Genomic DNA, 17,937 nt, shown 5'->3' with positions numbered 1-17,937 from the left:
CCGCCCCAGTCGGCAAACAGTCCAGAAATGTCTGCTTTGATTGCCCGGTAGTTTTTTTCACTTGCATCCGATTTCACAATCGGGAGCGCCATCGGGCAAATGGAGATCGGAGCTTCCAGGAGACGCGATACTACCCGGCCAGCGGATGACCGGGCCGCAGCCGCGGTCTACGGACCGCCGCGGCCGGTGCAATTGGTGCCGGTATTCCGCTCGCGACTGGAGCGGCGATTGGCGAAGGGTCATGAACCTGCAAGCGGATGGATCCACACTTTGCTCCGCACAAGGGCATTTTGAGACTACGGCCGAGTTCAGAACCCGCCTAATTGCACGTCGTTGCCGCCGATTGCCGTACGCATCGCTGAAGGGTCTTTTGAAGCCGGGAGTGTTGAGCTACCTGTGACGGGTGCCATCAACGAGACGGAGAAAATCGACGAACAGGCCCAAAATCATTTCGCTAAAAGTCACGGATTTACCCGACAGCGCTCAATTCAAACCCGAAGAATTAAGCGTAACATATTGATATGTAATAATATGGTGGGCCCGGAGGATGTACCAAGATTGTTGATTTCATTGGCTTTTTCGTGGGCCAAAGTCGGAAATCTTCCCGTATCGTTCCGTATGGTACCGCGACAGCCAGACAGTCGAACATCGCGGCCCTATCCCGCGGGCTGCCGAACATGTCACAACCGCTTCGTCAGCACCAAATGGCACAGCGCGCGCCAGTATTCCGCGGCCGCCCGGTGAGGCATCATGAGAAGCTTCTTGCAGCACTTGATAAGCGCGACAGCGCCGAGGCGCGCGCAGCGATCGTCAACGACATAGCAGATGCGGCAGCCCGAATTAAGCTGCATGGCGGACTAGCTTGAGGCCCTGTTTGGGAACTGCCACACGGTAGCTCCCATAGCCCACCTTCACGAGCAAGCTTTCCTTGCACATGCGGGCGAGGTAGCAGCGAGGAACGTCGATGTCGGTCAGGTCTTTTGTCCGGACTTCGCCGTTCTCAAGAGCGAGCGAGACGGCGCGTTCCCTCAATGTCGGCTTTGGGCCACCGGCAAGCCGGATCCGCTCGGCGCGGTCGCGATCACGCTTCCGCATCCTGACGGAGGGCTCTGGCGTAGCTTTGAGGGCAATCTGCAACACATAAGTTCGCGGTTTCGTTCAGCCCGGCGAGCCCCGCCTTTTCTACGCCATGACACGATGCTGCGCGCCGGCATCCGATGTTTCCCTACGCTACGATCCGCTTCGATCCTGCCCGCTCACTCTCGGTCATTCTGTCCGCAAAAAAGTCCACCACTTCAGTCATTTAGCCTCTTCAATTGGAGTAATCGCGTCACATCGAGGTAAGCCTGCGCAGGGACCGAACCTTTCCCTTCATTGAAGTGCCCTCTTCCCAAGCTTAGTCAATGAAGCAATTGGGGGCGGAATACATCTGGGCACTGGACTTGGTCGGCGACCTGAACTACCGCCATCTCACGAGCCTGGACTATGCTAGCGCGGAGCGCGCTTGCCAATCCGCTTCTTTCGATCCGTTTCCTTGGGCGTCACTCCCACTGCATCAAGCGCCGAAAACTCGTGAGACCATAATCCGGGCAGCGCCGGCAATTGGCGCTGTTCGGGTACAGCAGTGCTGTGTCCTCTCCTGTTCTACGGACGAAGCAAATCCGAGAGGTTGTCTGACTTTTCTATTTTGTCTGTGAGGTCGAGCCCCGACAGGAGGTCGACCAGATGGCTGGTCATCAGGTCGGCCGCTTGGGAACTACGCCCTGCTTCGATTGCATCGACCAGAGCGTGATGGGCGTGTTTCTCACAGGTCGCGTCGCGCCGTTTCCAGTAGAGTGCGATGATGAGAGAAGAATGAGAGACAAGGTCGCGAACGAATTTGGTGAACACCGAATGTGCAGCGATTTCGGCGACGCCTACGTGGAAACGTGCCGACAGCATGATCGCCTCACTGTCCCGGCCGGCGTGAAGTGCTTCATGCTCCCTCTCGAGATGCTGCCGCAACTGCCCAATGTCGGATGGCACTGCTGCCTTCGCGGCAAGCCAAGCCACCTTTGGTTCAATCAGCGCTCGTGCCTCGAATACCTCTCGCGCTTCCACCGTCGATGGCTGGGCCACGAAGGCGCCGCGGTTTGGCTCCAGCCGCGCCAACCGGTCATGAGCCAGAGCTTGCAGGGCGGCACGAATGACGGTTCGGCTCACCGAATAGATCGACGCCAGCTCATCTTCCGGCAGCTTGGTGCCAGGGGCGAGACGGTGGCTGACGATGGCATCTCTCAGACCGTAGTAAATCGGCGACCAGCGGGCTGCCGGTTTTTCGTCGCGGTCTTCTTCTCTGAGCACTGTCAACATGCTTCTCAACGCGCAGGCACGATACTGCCTGATTCATCCCAAACAGCTCAACGGTCGATGCAATCTAGTATCGCTTACGTGGCGGTCAATCCCGGGACACAGTATCTCAATTTGTGGGGCCAGGCGCGTTCTGGGTCGGCGGTATAGCTGCCGCAGCGCCCGCCGGAGACAGCGATTCATAGATGCCCGAAAACCGTTTGCCGCGGGGAGCAGCGTAGCCACCAATCTTCGATGTCCTCAGACCGACTCTGAAAAGGCTCTCTGCCAAGGTGACCGCGCAGGCGACACCGTCGAGTACGGGAACGCCGTGTTCCTCCGATAGGCTGCCTGCCAGATCGGCCATGCCTGCGCAGCCAAGAACGATCGCCTCCGCCCTGTCCTCGTTGATGGCGCGCGCGATCTCGTCCGAGATTCTGGCCCTGGCGTCCGAGCCCGGCAGTTCGAGATCGAGCACGGCAACTTCCGACGACCTGACTTTCGCGCAGCGCGACGCGAGGCCGTATTTCGCCAGGTTGTGCTCGATCGCGGGGACGGAGCGGGCGAGCGTCGTCACGACGCTGAACTTGCCGGCGACGAGACTAGCGAGGTGGAAGGCGGCCTCGCCGATGCCGATGACCGGGGCCTCGGCGGCGCAACGTGCCGCGTCCAGCCCGGTATCGTCGAAACATGCGATGACATAGGCATCGATAGCGGCCGCCTTGCTCATTTCGGCGACGATACCCGGAATAGCGAAGACTTCGTCGTAATAGCCTTCGATGCTCGGCGGACCATCGCCGGGATTCACCGAAACGATTTCCGTCCCGGCAGAAGCGACGCTCGCCGCGACCTTGCCGATCTTGGCGGTCATCGATGCGGTCGTGTTGGGATTGATGACGAGTATGCGCATGCCGATCAGCCTCAAATCTCGCCGCCGAGATAAAGATGCTTGACCCGTTCGTCGGTCAGCAAATCAGCGGAGTTCCCACTCAGCGCAACGCTGCCGGTAGTCAGCGCATAGGCTCTCTGGGAAATGCGCAGCGCCATGCGTGAGTTCTGCTCGACCAGCAGAACGCTGACTTTCTCGTCGCGATTGATCGCCACGATCGAGCGGGCAAGGTCCTGGACGAGCTTGGGCGCGACGCCCAGCGACGGCTCGTCGAGCAGCAGCAGACGCGGCTTGGCCATCAGCGCGCGGCCGATGACCAGCATCTGCTGCTCGCCGCCGCTCATCGTGCCGGCGGCTTGCGAATAGCGCTCCTTGAGGCGGGGGAAGCGGCCAAGCACCATTTCCAGCGAGCCTGCGATCTCGGCCTTGTCGGATCGGGTGAAGGCGCCCATAAGGAGATTGTCCTTGACCGACATGTAAGGGAAGACACGGCGTCCCTCCGGCACCATGGCGATGCCCATCTTGACGATCGCATCGGGGGCGGCGGCGTCGATGCGCCGGCCATTGTAGTGGATCTCGCCGGACTTGATCTTGCGCAGCCCAGTAATGGCGCGAAGGATCGACGACTTGCCGGCGCCATTGGCGCCGACCAACGCGACGGTCTCGCCCTCATTGACTTCCAGCGACACGCCCTTCAGCGCGTAGACGTGATCATAGTAGAGTTGGACATCAGCAAATTTCAGGATCTGGTTCATAGCCCGATGGCCTCGTCTTCGCTGCCGAGATAAGCCTCGATCACCTTGTCATTGTTCTGGATTTCCGCTGGCGTTCCCTCGGCGATCTTCTGGCCGAAATTCAAGACGACGATGCGGTCAGAAATCTTCATTACGGCAGGCATGTCGTGCTCGACGAGAAGGATGGTGAGGCCGCGCTCGCGCAACCGTCTGACCATCGCCACCATTCTCATCGTCTCGTCGTGGTTCATCCCGGCGAAGGGCTCGTCAAGCAGCAGGATCGACGGGCTCGTGGCGAGGCCGATGGCGATGCCGAGAGCCCGCAAGTGACCGTGCGGCAAGTTTCGGGCGATTTCGCCGGCGAGCGACGACAGGCCAAGCAACGCCAGAATCTCGTCGGCTGATGTGCCAAAGGCTGCCTCGTCAGCCTTAGCCGTGCCAGTACCGAGGAAGAAGCCAAGCAGGCTCGCGGTGGAGCGCAGATGGTGAGCGATGATGACGTTGTCGCGCACGCTCATGTTTTTGAAGATCGTCGTTTCCTGAAACGTCCGGACGACGCCTTTGCGTGCGGCTATGTGCGGCGCGAGATCGGAGATGCGCTCGCCCTTTAAGCGCACTTCGCCCGATGTCGGCCTGAGGAACGACGAGATCAGCTTGAATAGCGTCGACTTGCCGGCGCCGTTGGGACCGATGACCGACAGAATCTCGTTCTCGCGCACCGAAAAGGAGATGTTGTTGACCGCGACGAGACCGCCGAAGCGTTTCGTCAGAGCCGAGACCTCAAGCAGATCGGCCATGGCTCAACCCTTCTTCCGGGTCGTGGCCGCAAGGCTGAGCAGCCCATTGGGCAGAAACAGCATCAGCACGATCATCAAGGTCGAGTAGATCAGAAGCTGGAACCGGCCAGTCTGGAACAGGAGGTCCCAGCCGAAATAAAGCACCAGCGTGCCGAGCATCGGCCCGAATACGTAGCCGAGCCCGCCGAGGAAGCAGTTCAGCATGAAGTTGACAGAGTCGGTGACCGTGAAGCTCGACGGATAGATCGACTGCGAGATGGCGGCGAAGATCGCACCGGCGACGCCGCCGAAGAAGGACGAGACGGCATAGGCTATGACGCGCAGATAGGCGATATTGACGCCGATCGACGAGGCCAGATCTTCGTTCTGCTGGAGCGACTGGCAGAGCTTGCCGACGCGCGAATGAACCAGCCGGTACACCACCGCGAAACAGACCAGCATAAGCGCGACCGCCAGCAGGTAGAAGGCCAGCCGAGAATTATGCAACGTGGCGAAATCCGGGATGATGGTGAGGCCCAGAATCGTGAGCGCCCCAGGCAGCGGGATGCTGACCATGCCCTTGGCACCGTTGGTGATCGGCAGCGCCAGCGCCAGAAGCCGCGCAACCTCGGTCAGCACCAGCGTCACCATGGCGAAGTAGACGCCGCGCAGGCGCAGGATCGGCAGGCCGATAAGCACGCTTGCGGCCGCGCAAAACAGGCCGGCGACCGGCAGCGTCAGCCAGAACGACCAGCCATAGGTCACCACAAGTATGGCCGAGACGTAGCCACCCATCAGCGCATACGCGCCCTGGCCGATATTGATCCGGCCGATGTAGAAAGTGAGCCACACGCCGGCACTGGCGATGCTAAGCAACGCCACCGAGGTGAGCGTGTAATAGAGGTCGATCCGGCCGCTGGCCGAGATCAGAACCGGCACGGCGATGAAGACGATCGCCAGAAAGGCGGCAACCGGGGCGATTTTCACGCTACGCGTCATGGCACCATCAACCCCACGGCTTGCCCATCAGCCCGTTGGGGCGGATCGACAGGAACACCATCAGCGCGGCGAAGATGACGAGGTAAGTGACGTCGCCATATTGGCGCAGCACGGTGAGGCCGACCGACTCCATCATGCCAAGGATGAAGCCGCCGGCGATCGCACCGCCGACAACGCCGGCGCCGCCGATCATCACCATCATGAAGGCCTTGATCGAGATCGGCCCGCCGATGCCGGAATTGACGCCAGTGATGGTGACCAAAAGACCGCCGACGATGCCCGCCAGCATGGCGCCCATGGCGAAGCCGATCATCGAATAGCGGTCGACCTGAACGCCCATCAATTGGGCGGCGACCCGATCCTGGGCCAGCGCCCGCATGGCTCGCCCGACCCTGCTGTACTGCATGTAGAGGACAAAGGCCGCGATGAAGACCAGTGCGAGCACGCCGACGACCATACGGTCATAGGGCATGATGATGCCGCCCTCGTTGAACACGCCCTTGACGATCTTGGGGACACCGCGCTGTTTTTCACCGAACAACAGCAGGATGACCGCGTCAAAAAAGAATGCCGTTGCCGCCGCGAGCAGCATTGTGCTTTCTTCGCGTAGACTTCGCCTGATGACAGTTCGGAAGAGGAATTTCTCCATCAGCGCGCCGACGACAGCGAGCGTCACGCCGGACGCCAGCAGCGCCACAACAAAAGGCAGCCCGAGTTGTCCGTAGATTGTGTAGGTGATGAACCCGCCCAGCACATACATCTGCCCATGGGCGAAGTTGAGCACGTTCATCAAGGCGAAGATAAGCGTGAGCCCCAGTGCGATCAGTGCATATTGGGCACCGAGGTAGAATCCGTTGGCGATGACCTGTTCCATTGACGCCTTCGATCTTCCGAGGGACCCGGAACATGCTCCGGGCCCCCGGCAACGCGGGAGGAAATAACCGCAGGAACCTAACCCTAATCAACCGAGCCGACGAACAGGGTCTGGAAGGCGCCGTCCTTGTACTCATTGACAACCATCGGCACCGCGAGCTGACGCTTCTGGCCGAAAGAGGTCGTCCCAACATAGCTCAGCTTGGCGTCGCCTTTCAGGTAAGGGTTGGGAGCCGAGAAGGTGTCGATGGTCTTCTTGAACTCCTCGACATTGTCGATTGCCGCCGGATTGGCCTTCAGCGTTTCGAGGATGTATTCGAGCGCATAGACCTTGGTATTGGACTCGTCATTGTATTCGCCGAACATCTTGGTGTAGCGGTCGACGAATTCCTTCATCGTGTCGGAGGCGATTTCCGGCGTGGAGGCGCCACCGACGGAGATGAAGCCGTTGGCGTACTCGCCAGCGCCCTCCTCCAGAACCTTGGCGTCCTGCGCCGTTTCGGTCGAGATCAGGCCCTCGAAACCGAGCTCACGGGCGGCGCGGATGAGCAGCGGCGCATTGGCGGGCGCGACGCCGGATAGCACCAGCAGGTCGGGCTTCAGCGAAACGATCGGCGTGAGCACCGGCGTGAAGTCGCGCGTGTCGTTCTGATAGGTGTCGTTCTGGGCGACAATCTCGAGGCCCAACGCCTTGGCTGCCTCGACGCCACCATCGCGCTGGCTCAGCGGATCCGATTCATTGGCGGCAACGAAGGCGATCGTCTTCACCCCCTGTTTTTCCTTGAGATATTTGTAGATCGCCGGGCCCGATTGATAGTTGGCGATCATGCCGAGCACGGCATTCGAGGCAGGCTTCTGATAAAGCGCCTTCGGGAAAGCGTACGGGAAATAAATGATGCCGTTGGCCTCGGCGACCGGACGCACGGCGGCGGCACCGTCATCGACATTCGGGCCGACCACATAGTGGATGCCCTCCTGAGCCATCTTCTCCATGCCGGCGATGGCGCGCTTTGGGTCTTTCTGATCGTCGAAGGTAACGATGTTGACGTTGTAGGTGCTGTCACCGATCTTGACGCCGCCGGTTTCGTTGAGCCAGGCGGCACGCGTCTGCATTGAACGCACATTCGATGTGCCCCAGGCGGCGGCGGAGCCGCTTGTGACACCGACGAATCCGATCTTCAGTTCCTTGTTCTGGGCCTGCACGGACGGGATACCCATGGCGGCGATGGCCAGGGTCGAGACGGCGCCAAGCGCCATCGATTTGAGAGTCGCGCGTCGGTTGATCATTCTGCATTCCCCTTCTGGTTATCGCGCTTTGTGTTTTGCTCATCGGCTGCGCGGATGCCTTAAAGGGAAACCTGGATTGGAAAATTGTCAACATTATTCTTCATTTTCGTATACAATCGTGCGCAAGGTGTGCGAAGGAACGCTTGCGGATTTAGCGTCCGATGCTGTCGTACTGTCCACCACCCGCACCCTCGTCGCGCTATGCCGACGTCGATTTGCCGTCGAGGAGACCAACAGGGTCTCTTGCGACTCTCCCGCCCGGAGCGGCGGCGACTCTGATTTCCGCCTAGGTAGAGAGGAAGAGGTGGCGAAGCCGAGCGAACGCAGCGCGCGGATTAGGTCGCGAGCGATTGCAGAACGCCGGGGTCGGGAGGAGATGCTGCGGCTGACGTCCATCGGAACGAGCGAAGCGACGGGTCGTCAACGTTCTCAAGGAGATGATACCGCTGAGATTGCTGTTCGCTTCGTTTCCGACCTGGCCAGCGTTACACGCTCGGCCCAATGATGCGATCGTTGCTGGCGATCCCCAGGAGATCATTAAGGTGATCGATGCGTGGACGTTCGCCTGTGATATCCTCGAGGAAGCGCAATTGGATGTTGATCGCCACGGAAGGCGGATAACAGCTTGCACTTCGCTAGGTCATTGGCGCTCCATTTCCACCTCTGTCTCTAGACTTTCGATGTCGCGGGAGATCGAAGCGACAGCCAGCGTGCGCCCTTTGCGCTTGAAGCGCAGCAGGCAATCTTTGGCAATGATGTCTCCATCGACCGCGATCTCGTCCCATTGTCCGGCATGACCGACATAGTTGATGGGAATATCGTAATGCTGGCTCCAAAAGAACGGCACGGCGACGAATTTCTCGCGATGGCCGAGTATGTTGAGTGCTGCGGTTTGCCCCTGCCTCTCTGCTACCACCCAATGCTCGACCCGAATGTTCTCGCCAGTGTGAGGATCGGGCCACCGCGCAATGTCACCGGCGGCGAAGATCCCTGGCGCGCTCGTCTCCAGAAACGCGTTCACGACGACCCCGTCGTCAACGGTCAGCCCTGCCTTCTCGGCAAGCCCAGTCCGCGGTCGCACGCCGATGCCGACGACGACGAAATCTGCCGTCAACGTATTGCCACTACTTAGTTTCACGTTGGTGCCGTCGATGCTGCTCGCGGTATCTTCGAGACGGAATAAGACACCATTCTGCTCATGGAGGGCGCGGATGAAGTCGCCCATTTGCGGACCAAGGACCCGCTCCATGGGCCGTCTCTCCGGTGCCACGACATGAACTTCGATGTCGCGCAAGCGCAGGGCCGCGGCAACTTCCAGGCCAATGAAACTGGCGCCAAGCACGACGGCGCGGCGCGCAGTCGTGGCTCGCTCGATGATCGCCTTGCAATCTGCGAGCGAGCGCAGCGTGTGAACCTGTGGCTGGTCGGCGCCGGGGATAGTGAGGCGGACCGGTTCGGCTCCGGTCGCAAGCAGCAGCCTGTCATAGGGGGTCCGGGCGCCATCAGCGAGTACAACCTCGCCAGAACGTGCATCGATGCTGACGACGTCCGCATTGAGATGCAGATCGATATCGTTCTTTGAGTAGAAGCTCTCCCGGCGGAGCGGGATCCAATCCTCCGGTGCTTTGCCGGCGAGGTAATCTTTGGAAAGATTGGGCCGATCAACGGGTGGCGCTTCGTCGTTGCTGAGCATGACGATGCTGCCATGATAGTGTTCGCGCCGCAGTTTTTCGGCCGCTGCGAAACCGGCCGCGCCGCCGCCGACAATGACGATATTCTCGGGAACCTGGCCGGAGCCTCTATCGCGCTGCTTCGGTGCCGTCCGCTTGCGCTTCTCGCCCACAAATATCCGTTCATCGCGTAGTTCCACCGACCAGCATGCGATTGGATTGAAGGCGGGGGCATGCAAGGCCTCGCCAGTGCGCAAATCGAAGCACGCGTGATGCCACGGACACCGGACAGTATCCCCCACCACAAGACCGTCGACGAGCGGCCCACCGTAATGTGTGCATGCCGCCCCGATGGCGAAGACCTCAGCCCCGCGGCGCACCAGCAGTACCTGCTCGTTGCCACAATGGCCGACGAACTTGCCGCCATCGGGAAGATCGGCGAACGCGACGCCCTGGACCAGATCCGGCCCTTCTAATTTGGAATGACCTTCAGCCATTTTCTTCTCCCTTGGCGATACAGTGTCAAATCGCCTGGACGGCTAAGAAGCGGGAAATCTTCAGGTCCGCCGGCCTCGGAATACCTTCCGCCTGGCTAGTGCGCCTTCAGGTGCCCGACACCGCTTTTGCCCAAACGTCCGACCACATCATTTGTTGCCAGTGGGCGGCATGCACGCTTGAATTTCCGATCTCGTGCCCTTCGGCGACGAGCTTGCGGCAGCGCCTTTGTCATCCTTGTGGGTCTGAAGGCCGTGCGCAGCCTAATAGATCGTCTGGCGTGAGGCGCGGCCCGCCAATCGAGCCAGCTTTGGGATGGACCTATCTATGGCGCGTGTAGGGAATGGGGTAAAATAAGCCGACAGCGGGCTCCGAAGGGTCGCAGTTGTTGTGAGTCTCAACGGTCGGAAAGTGCGAGCCAAGTTCAGATGTGTGAGCAGGGATTTGCATAAGTTCGTCCGTTGACTGGAAGACTGCACGAATGCGCCACGCTCGCGCAGCAAATCGATCGGCAGTCCTCGGGAGCCTACCATAAATCAATAAAATCAACGCGATACACCGTGGTTCGCCAATATTGACTTGGCCAACCAAACCAAAATATGATGCTAAGTCATTGATAAATAACGACAATGGTGGGCCCGGAGGATGCGCCAAAAACATTGATTTCATTGGCGCGCCCGGCAAGGCTTGAATACAGGACGAATTCCACTTTGAAGCTGGTACGCCGACAATCTATTCAGCGGCCTCAGCGACCTGCACTGGGATGTAATTCAGGATGGGCCCGAGCCACTGCTCGACCTCCGAAATTGACATGTCTTTGCGCCGTGCATAGTCCTCCACCTGATCGCGCTCGATCTTGGCCACCCCGAAATAATAGCTTTCCGGATGGGCGAGATAGATGCCGGAGACCGACGAGCCGGGCCACATGGCATAGCTTTCGGTCAAGGTGACCCCTGCGTTGCGTTCGCCGTCGAGCAGCCTGAACAGCGTCGCCTTCTCGGTATGGTCGGGCTGCGCCGGATAGCCGGGCGCCGGCCTGATGCCGCAATAGGGTTCGCCGATCAGATCCTCCGGGGCCAGGTTCTCGTCCGGCGCATAGCCCCACAACTCTTTTCGGACACGCTCGTGCAGCCGCTCGGCGAAGGCTTCGGCGAAGCGGTCGGCGAGCGCCTTCACCATTATCGAGGAATAATCGTCATTGGCCCGCTCGAAGCGCTCGGCGATCGCCACTTCCTCGATGCCGGCGGTCACGATGAAGCCGCCGAGATAATCCGCCTTGCCACTTTCGAGCGGCGCGACGAAATCCGACAGGGCGACGTTGGCCTTGCCGTCGCGCTTGGTCAGTTGCTGGCGCAGCGTGAAGAAGGTCGCCAGCTCTTGCGAACGCGTGTCGTCGGTGAAAAGCCTGATGTCGTCGCCGACGGCATTGGCCGGCCAGAAGCCGATCACGCCCTTCGGTGCGAACCATTGTTCCGCGATGATCTGCTTCAGCACCGCTTGTGCATCCTCGAACAGCTGGCGCGCCGCCGGCCCCTGTGCCTCGTCTTCGAGAATCTTCGGATAGCGCCCCCTCATCTCCCAGGTCTGGAAGAACGGCGTCCAGTCGATGTAGCGGGCGAGTTCGGCGAGGTCCCAGGTCTCGAAAACCTTCAGCCCAAGGAAGGAGGGGTTTTGCGGGACATAGCCCGACCAGTCGATCTTGTGGGCGTTTGCCCTTGCCCTGGCGAGCGGAAGGCGCAGCTTGTCGGCTTCACTACGCGCATGCGCGTCCGCCACCTTGCGGTACTCGGCGCGTACCATATCGACATAGTCGCCCTTTGCCTGGTGGGACAGCAATGACGAGACGACGCCAACGGCGCGGCTCGCATCTGTGACGTAGACCGTCTGGCCGCGCTCATAGCGCGGGTGGATCTTGACCGCCGTGTGAACGCGGCTGGTCGTCGCCCCGCCAATCAGCAACGGAATGTCGAAACCTTCGCGCTCCATTTCGGAGGCGACATGCGCCATCTCGTCGAGCGACGGCGTGATCAGGCCGGAGAGGCCGATGATGTCGACGTTTTGCTCGCGCGCCGTCCGCAGAATCTTAGTCGCTGGCACCATGACGCCTAGATCGATGATCTCGTAGTTGTTGCAGGCGAGCACGACGCCGACGATGTTCTTGCCGATGTCATGGACGTCGCCCTTGACCGTCGCCATCAGGATTTTTCCGGCGGTCTGGCGTTCGCCGGTGTCGATGCCGTTGGCGGCGTTGGCCAGCTTCTCGGCTTCCATGTGCGGCAGCAGCCCGGCGACCGCCTGTTTCATCACGCGCGCGGACTTGACCACTTGCGGGAGGAACATCTTTCCGGCACCGAACAGGTCGCCGACGACGTTCATGCCGGCCATCAGCGGGCCCTCGATGACATGGAGCGGCCGCTCGGCGGCAAGCCGCGCCTCGTCGGTATCGGCGTCGATGAACTCGGTGATGCCATTGACCAGCGCATGCGAAATGCGCTTGTCGACAGTCCACTCCCGCCAGGCGAGATCGCGTTCCTTGGCCTCCTTGCCGGCGGTTCCCTTGAAGCGCTCGGCAAGTTCCAGCATCCGCTCGGTGGCGCTGCCGCCGCCCGCCGGCTGGCGGTTGTTGACGACGTCCTCGCAGGCTTCGCGCAGTTCCGGATCGATCGATTCGTAGACTGCAAGTTGGCCGGCATTGACGATGCCCATGTCCATGCCGGCCTGGATGGCGTGGTAGAGGAACACGGCATGCATGGCCTCGCGCACCGGTTCGTTGCCGCGAAACGAGAAGGACAGGTTCGAGACGCCACCCGAAATGTGGACGTGAGGTAGGGTCTGGATGATTTCCCGCGTCGCCTCGATGAAGTCGACCCCGTAATTGTTGTGCTCGTCGATGCCGGTGGCGATGGCGAAGATGTTCGGGTCGAAAACGATGTCTTCCGGCGGGAAGCCGGCCTGCTCGGTCAGGAGCTTGTAAGCGCGGGTGCAGATGGCGACTTTTCGCGCCTGCGTGTCCGCCTGGCCTTCCTCGTCGAACGCCATGACGACGACCGCCGCGCCATACGCGCGGACGAGTTTCGCATGGTGGAGAAAAGCTTCCTCGCCTTCCTTCATCGAGATGGAATTGACCAGCGGCTTGCCCTGCACGCATTTCAAGCCAGCCTCGATGATCTCCCATTTCGAACTGTCGATCATCACCGGCACGCGGGCGATATCCGGCTCGGCGGCGATCAGGTTGAAATACTCGACCATCGCCTTCTTCGAATCGATCAGGCCCTCGTCCATGTTGATGTCGATGATCTGGGCACCGTTGGAGACCTGATCGCGCGCGATGTCGAGGGCGGCAGGGTAGTCGCCGGCGGTGATCAGTTTCCTGAATTTCGCCGAGCCGGTGACGTTGGTGCGCTCGCCGACATTGACGAACGGAATTTCCTTGGTGAGCGTGAAGGGTTCCAGACCTGACAGGCGCATTTTGCGCTCGATCTCCGGAATGGCGCGCGGCGGATATTTCCTCACTGCCGCTGCGATGGCGCGGATGTGATCCGGCGTCGAGCCGCAGCAGCCGCCGACGACATTGACCAGTCCCTCGCGCGCAAAACCCTCGATCTGCGCCGCCATGAATTCCGGGCTCTCGTCGTAGCGGCCGAACTCGTTGGGCAGGCCGGCATTGGGATAGGCACAGGTGAAGGTGTTGGCGACGCCGGAAATCTCGGCGACATGTGCGCGCATGGCGTTGGCGCCGAGCGCGCAGTTGAGGCCGACCGTGAACGGACTGGCGTGGCGGATCGAATGCCAGAAGGCCGTCGGTGTCTGGCCCGACAGCGTGCGGCCCGACAGGTCAGTGATCGTGCCTGAGATCATGACCGGAAGATGCACGCCCTTTTCGAGGAAGATCTCGTTGCAGGCGAAGATCGCCGCCTTGGCGTTCAGCGTGTCGAAGATCGTCTCGATCAGGATGATGTCGGCGCCGCCGTCGATCAGGCCGCGCAACTGCTCGCCATAGGCGATGCGCAGATCGTCGAAGTTGACGGCGCGATAGCCGGGGTTGTTGACGTCCGGCGACATCGAGGCGGTGCGGTTGGTCGGTCCCAGCGCGCCGGCGACGAAGCGTCGCTTGCCGTCTTCCTGTTGGGCGCGAATGCACGCCCGCCGCACCAGACGGGCACCGTCCCGGTTCAGGTCATAGACCGCATCCTCCATGCCGTAATCGGCCTGGGCGATCGACGTGGAGGAGAAGGTGTTGGTCTCGATGATGTCGGCGCCGGCAATCGCGTACTGGTAGTGGATTTCCTCGATCGCTTTCGGCTGCGTCAGGATCAGCAGGTCGTTGTTGCCCTGTTGATGGCAGGCGCAGCCGACGAACTTGTCGCCGCGGAACTGTTCCTCGTTGAAGCCATGCCCCTGGATCTGCGTGCCCATCGCGCCGTCGAGGATGAGGATTCGTTCGCGCGCGGCCGATTCCAAGGCAGAACGAATCTCCGATCCATCCGCCTTGGCGACAACGGGTCCGAAAAGGGAATCCAAGGAGGATTCAGAATGCACCACGGTGAGCCTCGGCTTCCAAGATCATACACCGTGACATAAACATATCTTTATGTCAAAATATGATGTGCTCATTGTAACCTTTGATACGTCATGGCAGGCATCACGCTGGTCGTTAGCCCCACTGCCAATGCGGCAAGGCCTATTCCGAGTTCATGTCTCATCTTTCACTCCTCCAAAGAATCTTGAATGTCAGTCCGTCATTTCGCAGTCATGGCAATGTTCCTTCTCGCCAGACCGGAAACCTCCTGGCCATCAAAGGCATTGTGGGGGCCCCGCCTCCGCGATTTCCTCCAATCGGCCCGGTGGCGCCTCCCGGCTTGATCCAAATTTAAGACGCCAACGCACGGGCACTGGCCCTATGAAGATTCATCGCTTTTCGTGCCCGCACCCGAGCAGAAAACTCCCCTCAGGTGCCGGCCTTGGGAGGCAACATTTTCTGCTGTTTCGAATTGCCGGCTTGGTCTCAACTCACGGACCGAGTTGGCCATATTCATGCGAACGAGCACAGAAGAGCGCTATCAGCCCATCTGTCGCGAAGAGCGGAGAAATTGGATCAGGGCAAGTTAATTTCCTCCTCCACGTTTCGCTGGTTGGCAGCGTTATATGTTGTTCTTGGCCACAAATTAAACGGTACGGGAATTCTGTCAAGCCAAAAAACCCGCCGAGGCAACGGCCCCGGGATTCCGCGTATTATCCTCTGCATATTTGCGTGAATGATGCTCGATCCGGTTAGGAGTTGCCGCGCGCACAAGCATTGGTTGCGCCGTCGAGGACCTTGACATTTGTCACGATGGGGGCATTTTTGTTGTCATTGTCAACATTTATAGAGTCGCCAGTACCCAGGAGGAAACAGCCGATGCGCAGATTGGGCATTCATTCGTTCGTATGGACCGGCGGTGGCACTCAGGCCATGCTTGAAGAAGCGATGGAGAATTCGGCTGCGTGCGGTTACCGGCTGATCGAGTTTGCGTATCTTCAACCCGAAAAGTTCGACATCCATCGCCTCGCCAAGAAGGCTCAGTCGTTAGATCTCGAAATCGCCCTCACCATGGGCCTGCCCTTGGGCGCCGATGTGTCGAGCGAGGACGGCGCTGTCGTGAAGGCAGGTGAGGAATTACTCGCGAATGCAGTCGCGGCGGTGCGGGACATCGGCGGCACCAAGCTCGGGGGCATTCTCTATTCCGCGCATACGAAATACTCGACAATGCCGAGTGATCGCGGCCGCAAGAACAGCATTGCAGCCATTGCCAAGACGGCTGACGCAGCAAAGAAGGCCGGCGTCGATCTGGTCCTGGAGGTCGTCAACCGGTTCGAGACGAATCTCTTGAACACGGCGGCTCAGGGCCTCGACTTCATCAAGGCGACCGGCTCCGATCACGTCACGCTCCATCTCGACACGTTTCATATGAACATCGAAGAGGCCAATCCAGCGGCGGCCATTCGTCTGGCCGGCGACAAGATCGGCTATTTTCACATCGGCGAAAGCAATCGCGGCTACCTCGGCGATGGAGTGATCGATTTCGATCGCATCTTCGACGCGCTGCTAGACATCGGCTATAACCGCGACATCACCTTTGAATCGTTCTCCAGCGCCGTGGTCGATGAGGGTCTGTCCCTCGCATGCGCCATATGGCGCGATACCTGGACCGAGAACATGCCGTTGGCAAAGCACGCCAAGGCCTTCATCGACCTGAAAATGCAAGAGGCGGTTCGTCGGCGAACGACGAATGCCCGTCCATAAGTCGAGGATAATCTGATTATGCGGCAGTGCGGACCCTCTGCCTAAGGCGCCCTGCTCCGCGGTCTTCAGCGCTGTAGTGCTGCGGTTTTTTCGCTGTTCATCGGCAGCCTCGGATCCGTGAGACAGAAGCTTCGGGGGATGCGCGTTCAATAAGATCGCGCCAGTTGCTGCACGCCTGCGCGGCGTGTACCAAGTGAGCGCGTTGTGGTTGCGTTCGGCTTGCGGACCGCAGGTAACCTGGAGAGACCTAAGTGAATGACCCGGCGCTGACCGCCAGTTCAAATCGCAGGATTCGACAAAACAATGAAGTGGCGGCTCTAAGAGCCCTTCATCAATTTGGACGTCTCACTCGAGCCGAACTCGCGCGCAAGTTACGGCTTAACCGCTCTTCGTCGGGGCATATCATCGCGAGCCTGACGGCTGACGGTCTGGTGCGCGAAGCAATTGAGGATCTGCCTGAACAAGCGGGCTGTGCCCGAGCCGGCCGTCCCGGCATCATGCTGGAGCTTGTGCCGGATGCTATTTTCTTCCTTGGGGTCGAGATCGGTGTCGAGCATATCAGTACGGTAGAGATCGATCTTGGAACCAATATCGTTTCGACGAATGTGGAACCGTTTGATGGTCCGTCGATCAACGTAGAGGCCGCGGTCGACCGCGCCGTGAGGCTGGCTCTCCAATCTATTCCTGTGTCAAAACTGGAGCGATGTGAAGGCGTTGGCGTATCAACCCCGGCGCAAATGGATAAGAATGGCTTCGTCCACTTTGCGCCGCTTCTCGGCTGGCGAAATGTTCACCTTGCAAAGCTGGTGAGAGACGCCCTGCCGATTCGTGTTCCGGTCCTTGCCGAGAACGATGCCAACGCATTCGCGATCGGCGCGACTTACGGGCGCAGCGAGGTGCATTCCGGCGTCACGCTTTTTCTCGTTATGGAGAGCGGTGTCGGCGGCGGCATTATCGTTGACGGCAGCCTTTTTCGCGGCGCCAACGGGCTGGCGGGGGAGATTGGGCACTTGATTATCAGCGACGCGCCAGGCCCGCGCCGCAATCTCGAACAACTAATCGGCCTTGAAAACATTATGGCCGATTATCGCAAGACCTCCGCCCTCAGTGATCCGACATTCGGCAACTTCCTTTCCGATGTCCAAAACCGGTTGCCCAGCGCCGTCTCAACAGCCGAGGACTGGGCAAGGGCTTTGGCAATAGGCCTGGTGCAGACTTGCCGAATCATCGACGCCGACAAGATCGTGCTAGGCGGTTCGGTCGCCGCACTCTATCCCTTGATGGCTGCCAGGGTCGCTGCACACATCCATGCCATACAGGAATCCAGTTTCCCGTTCCCATCGATCACAATGAATGATGAAGGAACTGTCGGTTCCGCCTTCGGTGCGGCCTGCATGTTACATCAGCGATACTTGTCTCTGCAAAGCCAGCGTTTCGCCGACGGTACGGCGGAACTCGAAGGGGCAGAGGAAGACGAAGACTAATGTCCAGGTTCGGCACTGCCGAACCGATGCTGCTGCTCGGGCTACCCGTCTGATCGCGATTTAGAACGCCATTGTGGCGTGTCCGTCTCGATTGATTAATATGTTGCATAAAGCGACAA

General features: G+C 59.9%; 12 protein-coding genes. 2 read left to right on the top strand and 10 right to left on the bottom strand.

Annotated features, from left to right (window positions below):
* Window positions 1-840: 840 nt before the first annotated feature.
* The 10 genes from NKI54_RS03960 to metH all read right to left on the bottom strand — a co-directional run bounded on the left by NKI54_RS03960 (window position 841) and on the right by metH (window position 14,593).
* The gene (locus NKI54_RS03960; protein WP_352690754.1) at window positions 841-1,095 is read right to left on the bottom strand and encodes a hypothetical protein; all 255 of its coding nucleotides are present in this window, start codon (window positions 1,093-1,095) and stop codon (window positions 841-843) included.
* A gap of 549 nt (window positions 1,096-1,644) precedes the next feature.
* Window positions 1,645-2,352 (bottom strand): GntR family transcriptional regulator, encoded by a 708-nt coding sequence (locus tag NKI54_RS03955; protein ID WP_352637655.1) that lies wholly within the window; start codon window positions 2,350-2,352, stop codon window positions 1,645-1,647.
* A 106-nt stretch (window positions 2,353-2,458) separates the two neighbouring features.
* Window positions 2,459-3,238: an aspartate/glutamate racemase family protein gene (locus NKI54_RS03950; protein WP_352637653.1), complete on the bottom strand. Its 780-nt coding sequence runs from the start codon at window positions 3,236-3,238 to the stop codon at window positions 2,459-2,461.
* 11 nt (window positions 3,239-3,249) lie between these two features.
* Window positions 3,250-3,972: an ABC transporter ATP-binding protein gene (locus NKI54_RS03945; RefSeq protein ID WP_023679427.1), complete on the bottom strand. Its 723-nt coding sequence runs from the start codon at window positions 3,970-3,972 to the stop codon at window positions 3,250-3,252.
* On the bottom strand, window positions 3,969-4,748 hold the full coding sequence (locus tag NKI54_RS03940; RefSeq protein ID WP_352690751.1) for an ABC transporter ATP-binding protein: 780 nt from the start codon (window positions 4,746-4,748) through the stop codon (window positions 3,969-3,971). Before NKI54_RS03940 ends, NKI54_RS03945 begins: the two co-directional genes overlap by 4 nt.
* A gap of 3 nt (window positions 4,749-4,751) precedes the next feature.
* A complete protein-coding gene (locus tag NKI54_RS03935; RefSeq protein WP_023679425.1) occupies window positions 4,752-5,726 on the bottom strand; it encodes a branched-chain amino acid ABC transporter permease in 975 nt (324 codons plus the stop codon).
* A gap of 7 nt (window positions 5,727-5,733) precedes the next feature.
* Complete coding sequence (locus tag NKI54_RS03930; RefSeq protein WP_023679424.1) at window positions 5,734-6,600, bottom strand: branched-chain amino acid ABC transporter permease; 867 nt, start codon at window positions 6,598-6,600, stop codon at window positions 5,734-5,736.
* 83 nt (window positions 6,601-6,683) lie between these two features.
* Window positions 6,684-7,886: an ABC transporter substrate-binding protein gene (locus NKI54_RS03925; RefSeq protein WP_023679423.1), complete on the bottom strand. Its 1,203-nt coding sequence runs from the start codon at window positions 7,884-7,886 to the stop codon at window positions 6,684-6,686.
* Between the two features lie 640 nt (window positions 7,887-8,526).
* Window positions 8,527-10,053 (bottom strand): FAD-dependent oxidoreductase, encoded by a 1,527-nt coding sequence (locus NKI54_RS03920; RefSeq protein WP_031212556.1) that lies wholly within the window; start codon window positions 10,051-10,053, stop codon window positions 8,527-8,529.
* 730 nt (window positions 10,054-10,783) lie between these two features.
* On the bottom strand, window positions 10,784-14,593 hold the full coding sequence (metH, locus tag NKI54_RS03915; RefSeq protein ID WP_036239289.1) for a methionine synthase: 3,810 nt from the start codon (window positions 14,591-14,593) through the stop codon (window positions 10,784-10,786).
* Window positions 14,594-15,449: 856 nt separating this feature from the next.
* On the opposite strand from metH, the gene NKI54_RS03910 reads away from it, so the two are divergent.
* Window positions 15,450-16,334, top strand: coding sequence for a sugar phosphate isomerase/epimerase family protein (locus NKI54_RS03910; RefSeq protein ID WP_023679418.1), 885 nt, complete (start codon window positions 15,450-15,452; stop codon window positions 16,332-16,334).
* A 251-nt stretch (window positions 16,335-16,585) separates the two neighbouring features.
* Entirely contained in the window at window positions 16,586-17,818 is a 1,233-nt protein-coding gene (locus NKI54_RS03905; RefSeq protein WP_352637647.1) for an ROK family transcriptional regulator, read from the top strand.
* Window positions 17,819-17,937: the final 119 nt, after the last annotated feature.

Origin of the sequence: Mesorhizobium sp. M0663 (assembly GCF_040320585.1) — a bacterium.
Lineage (GTDB): Bacteria > Pseudomonadota > Alphaproteobacteria > Rhizobiales > Rhizobiaceae > Mesorhizobium.
Note: the sequence above shows the minus strand (reverse complement) of the source record. Positions and strands in the feature narration are given on the sequence as shown.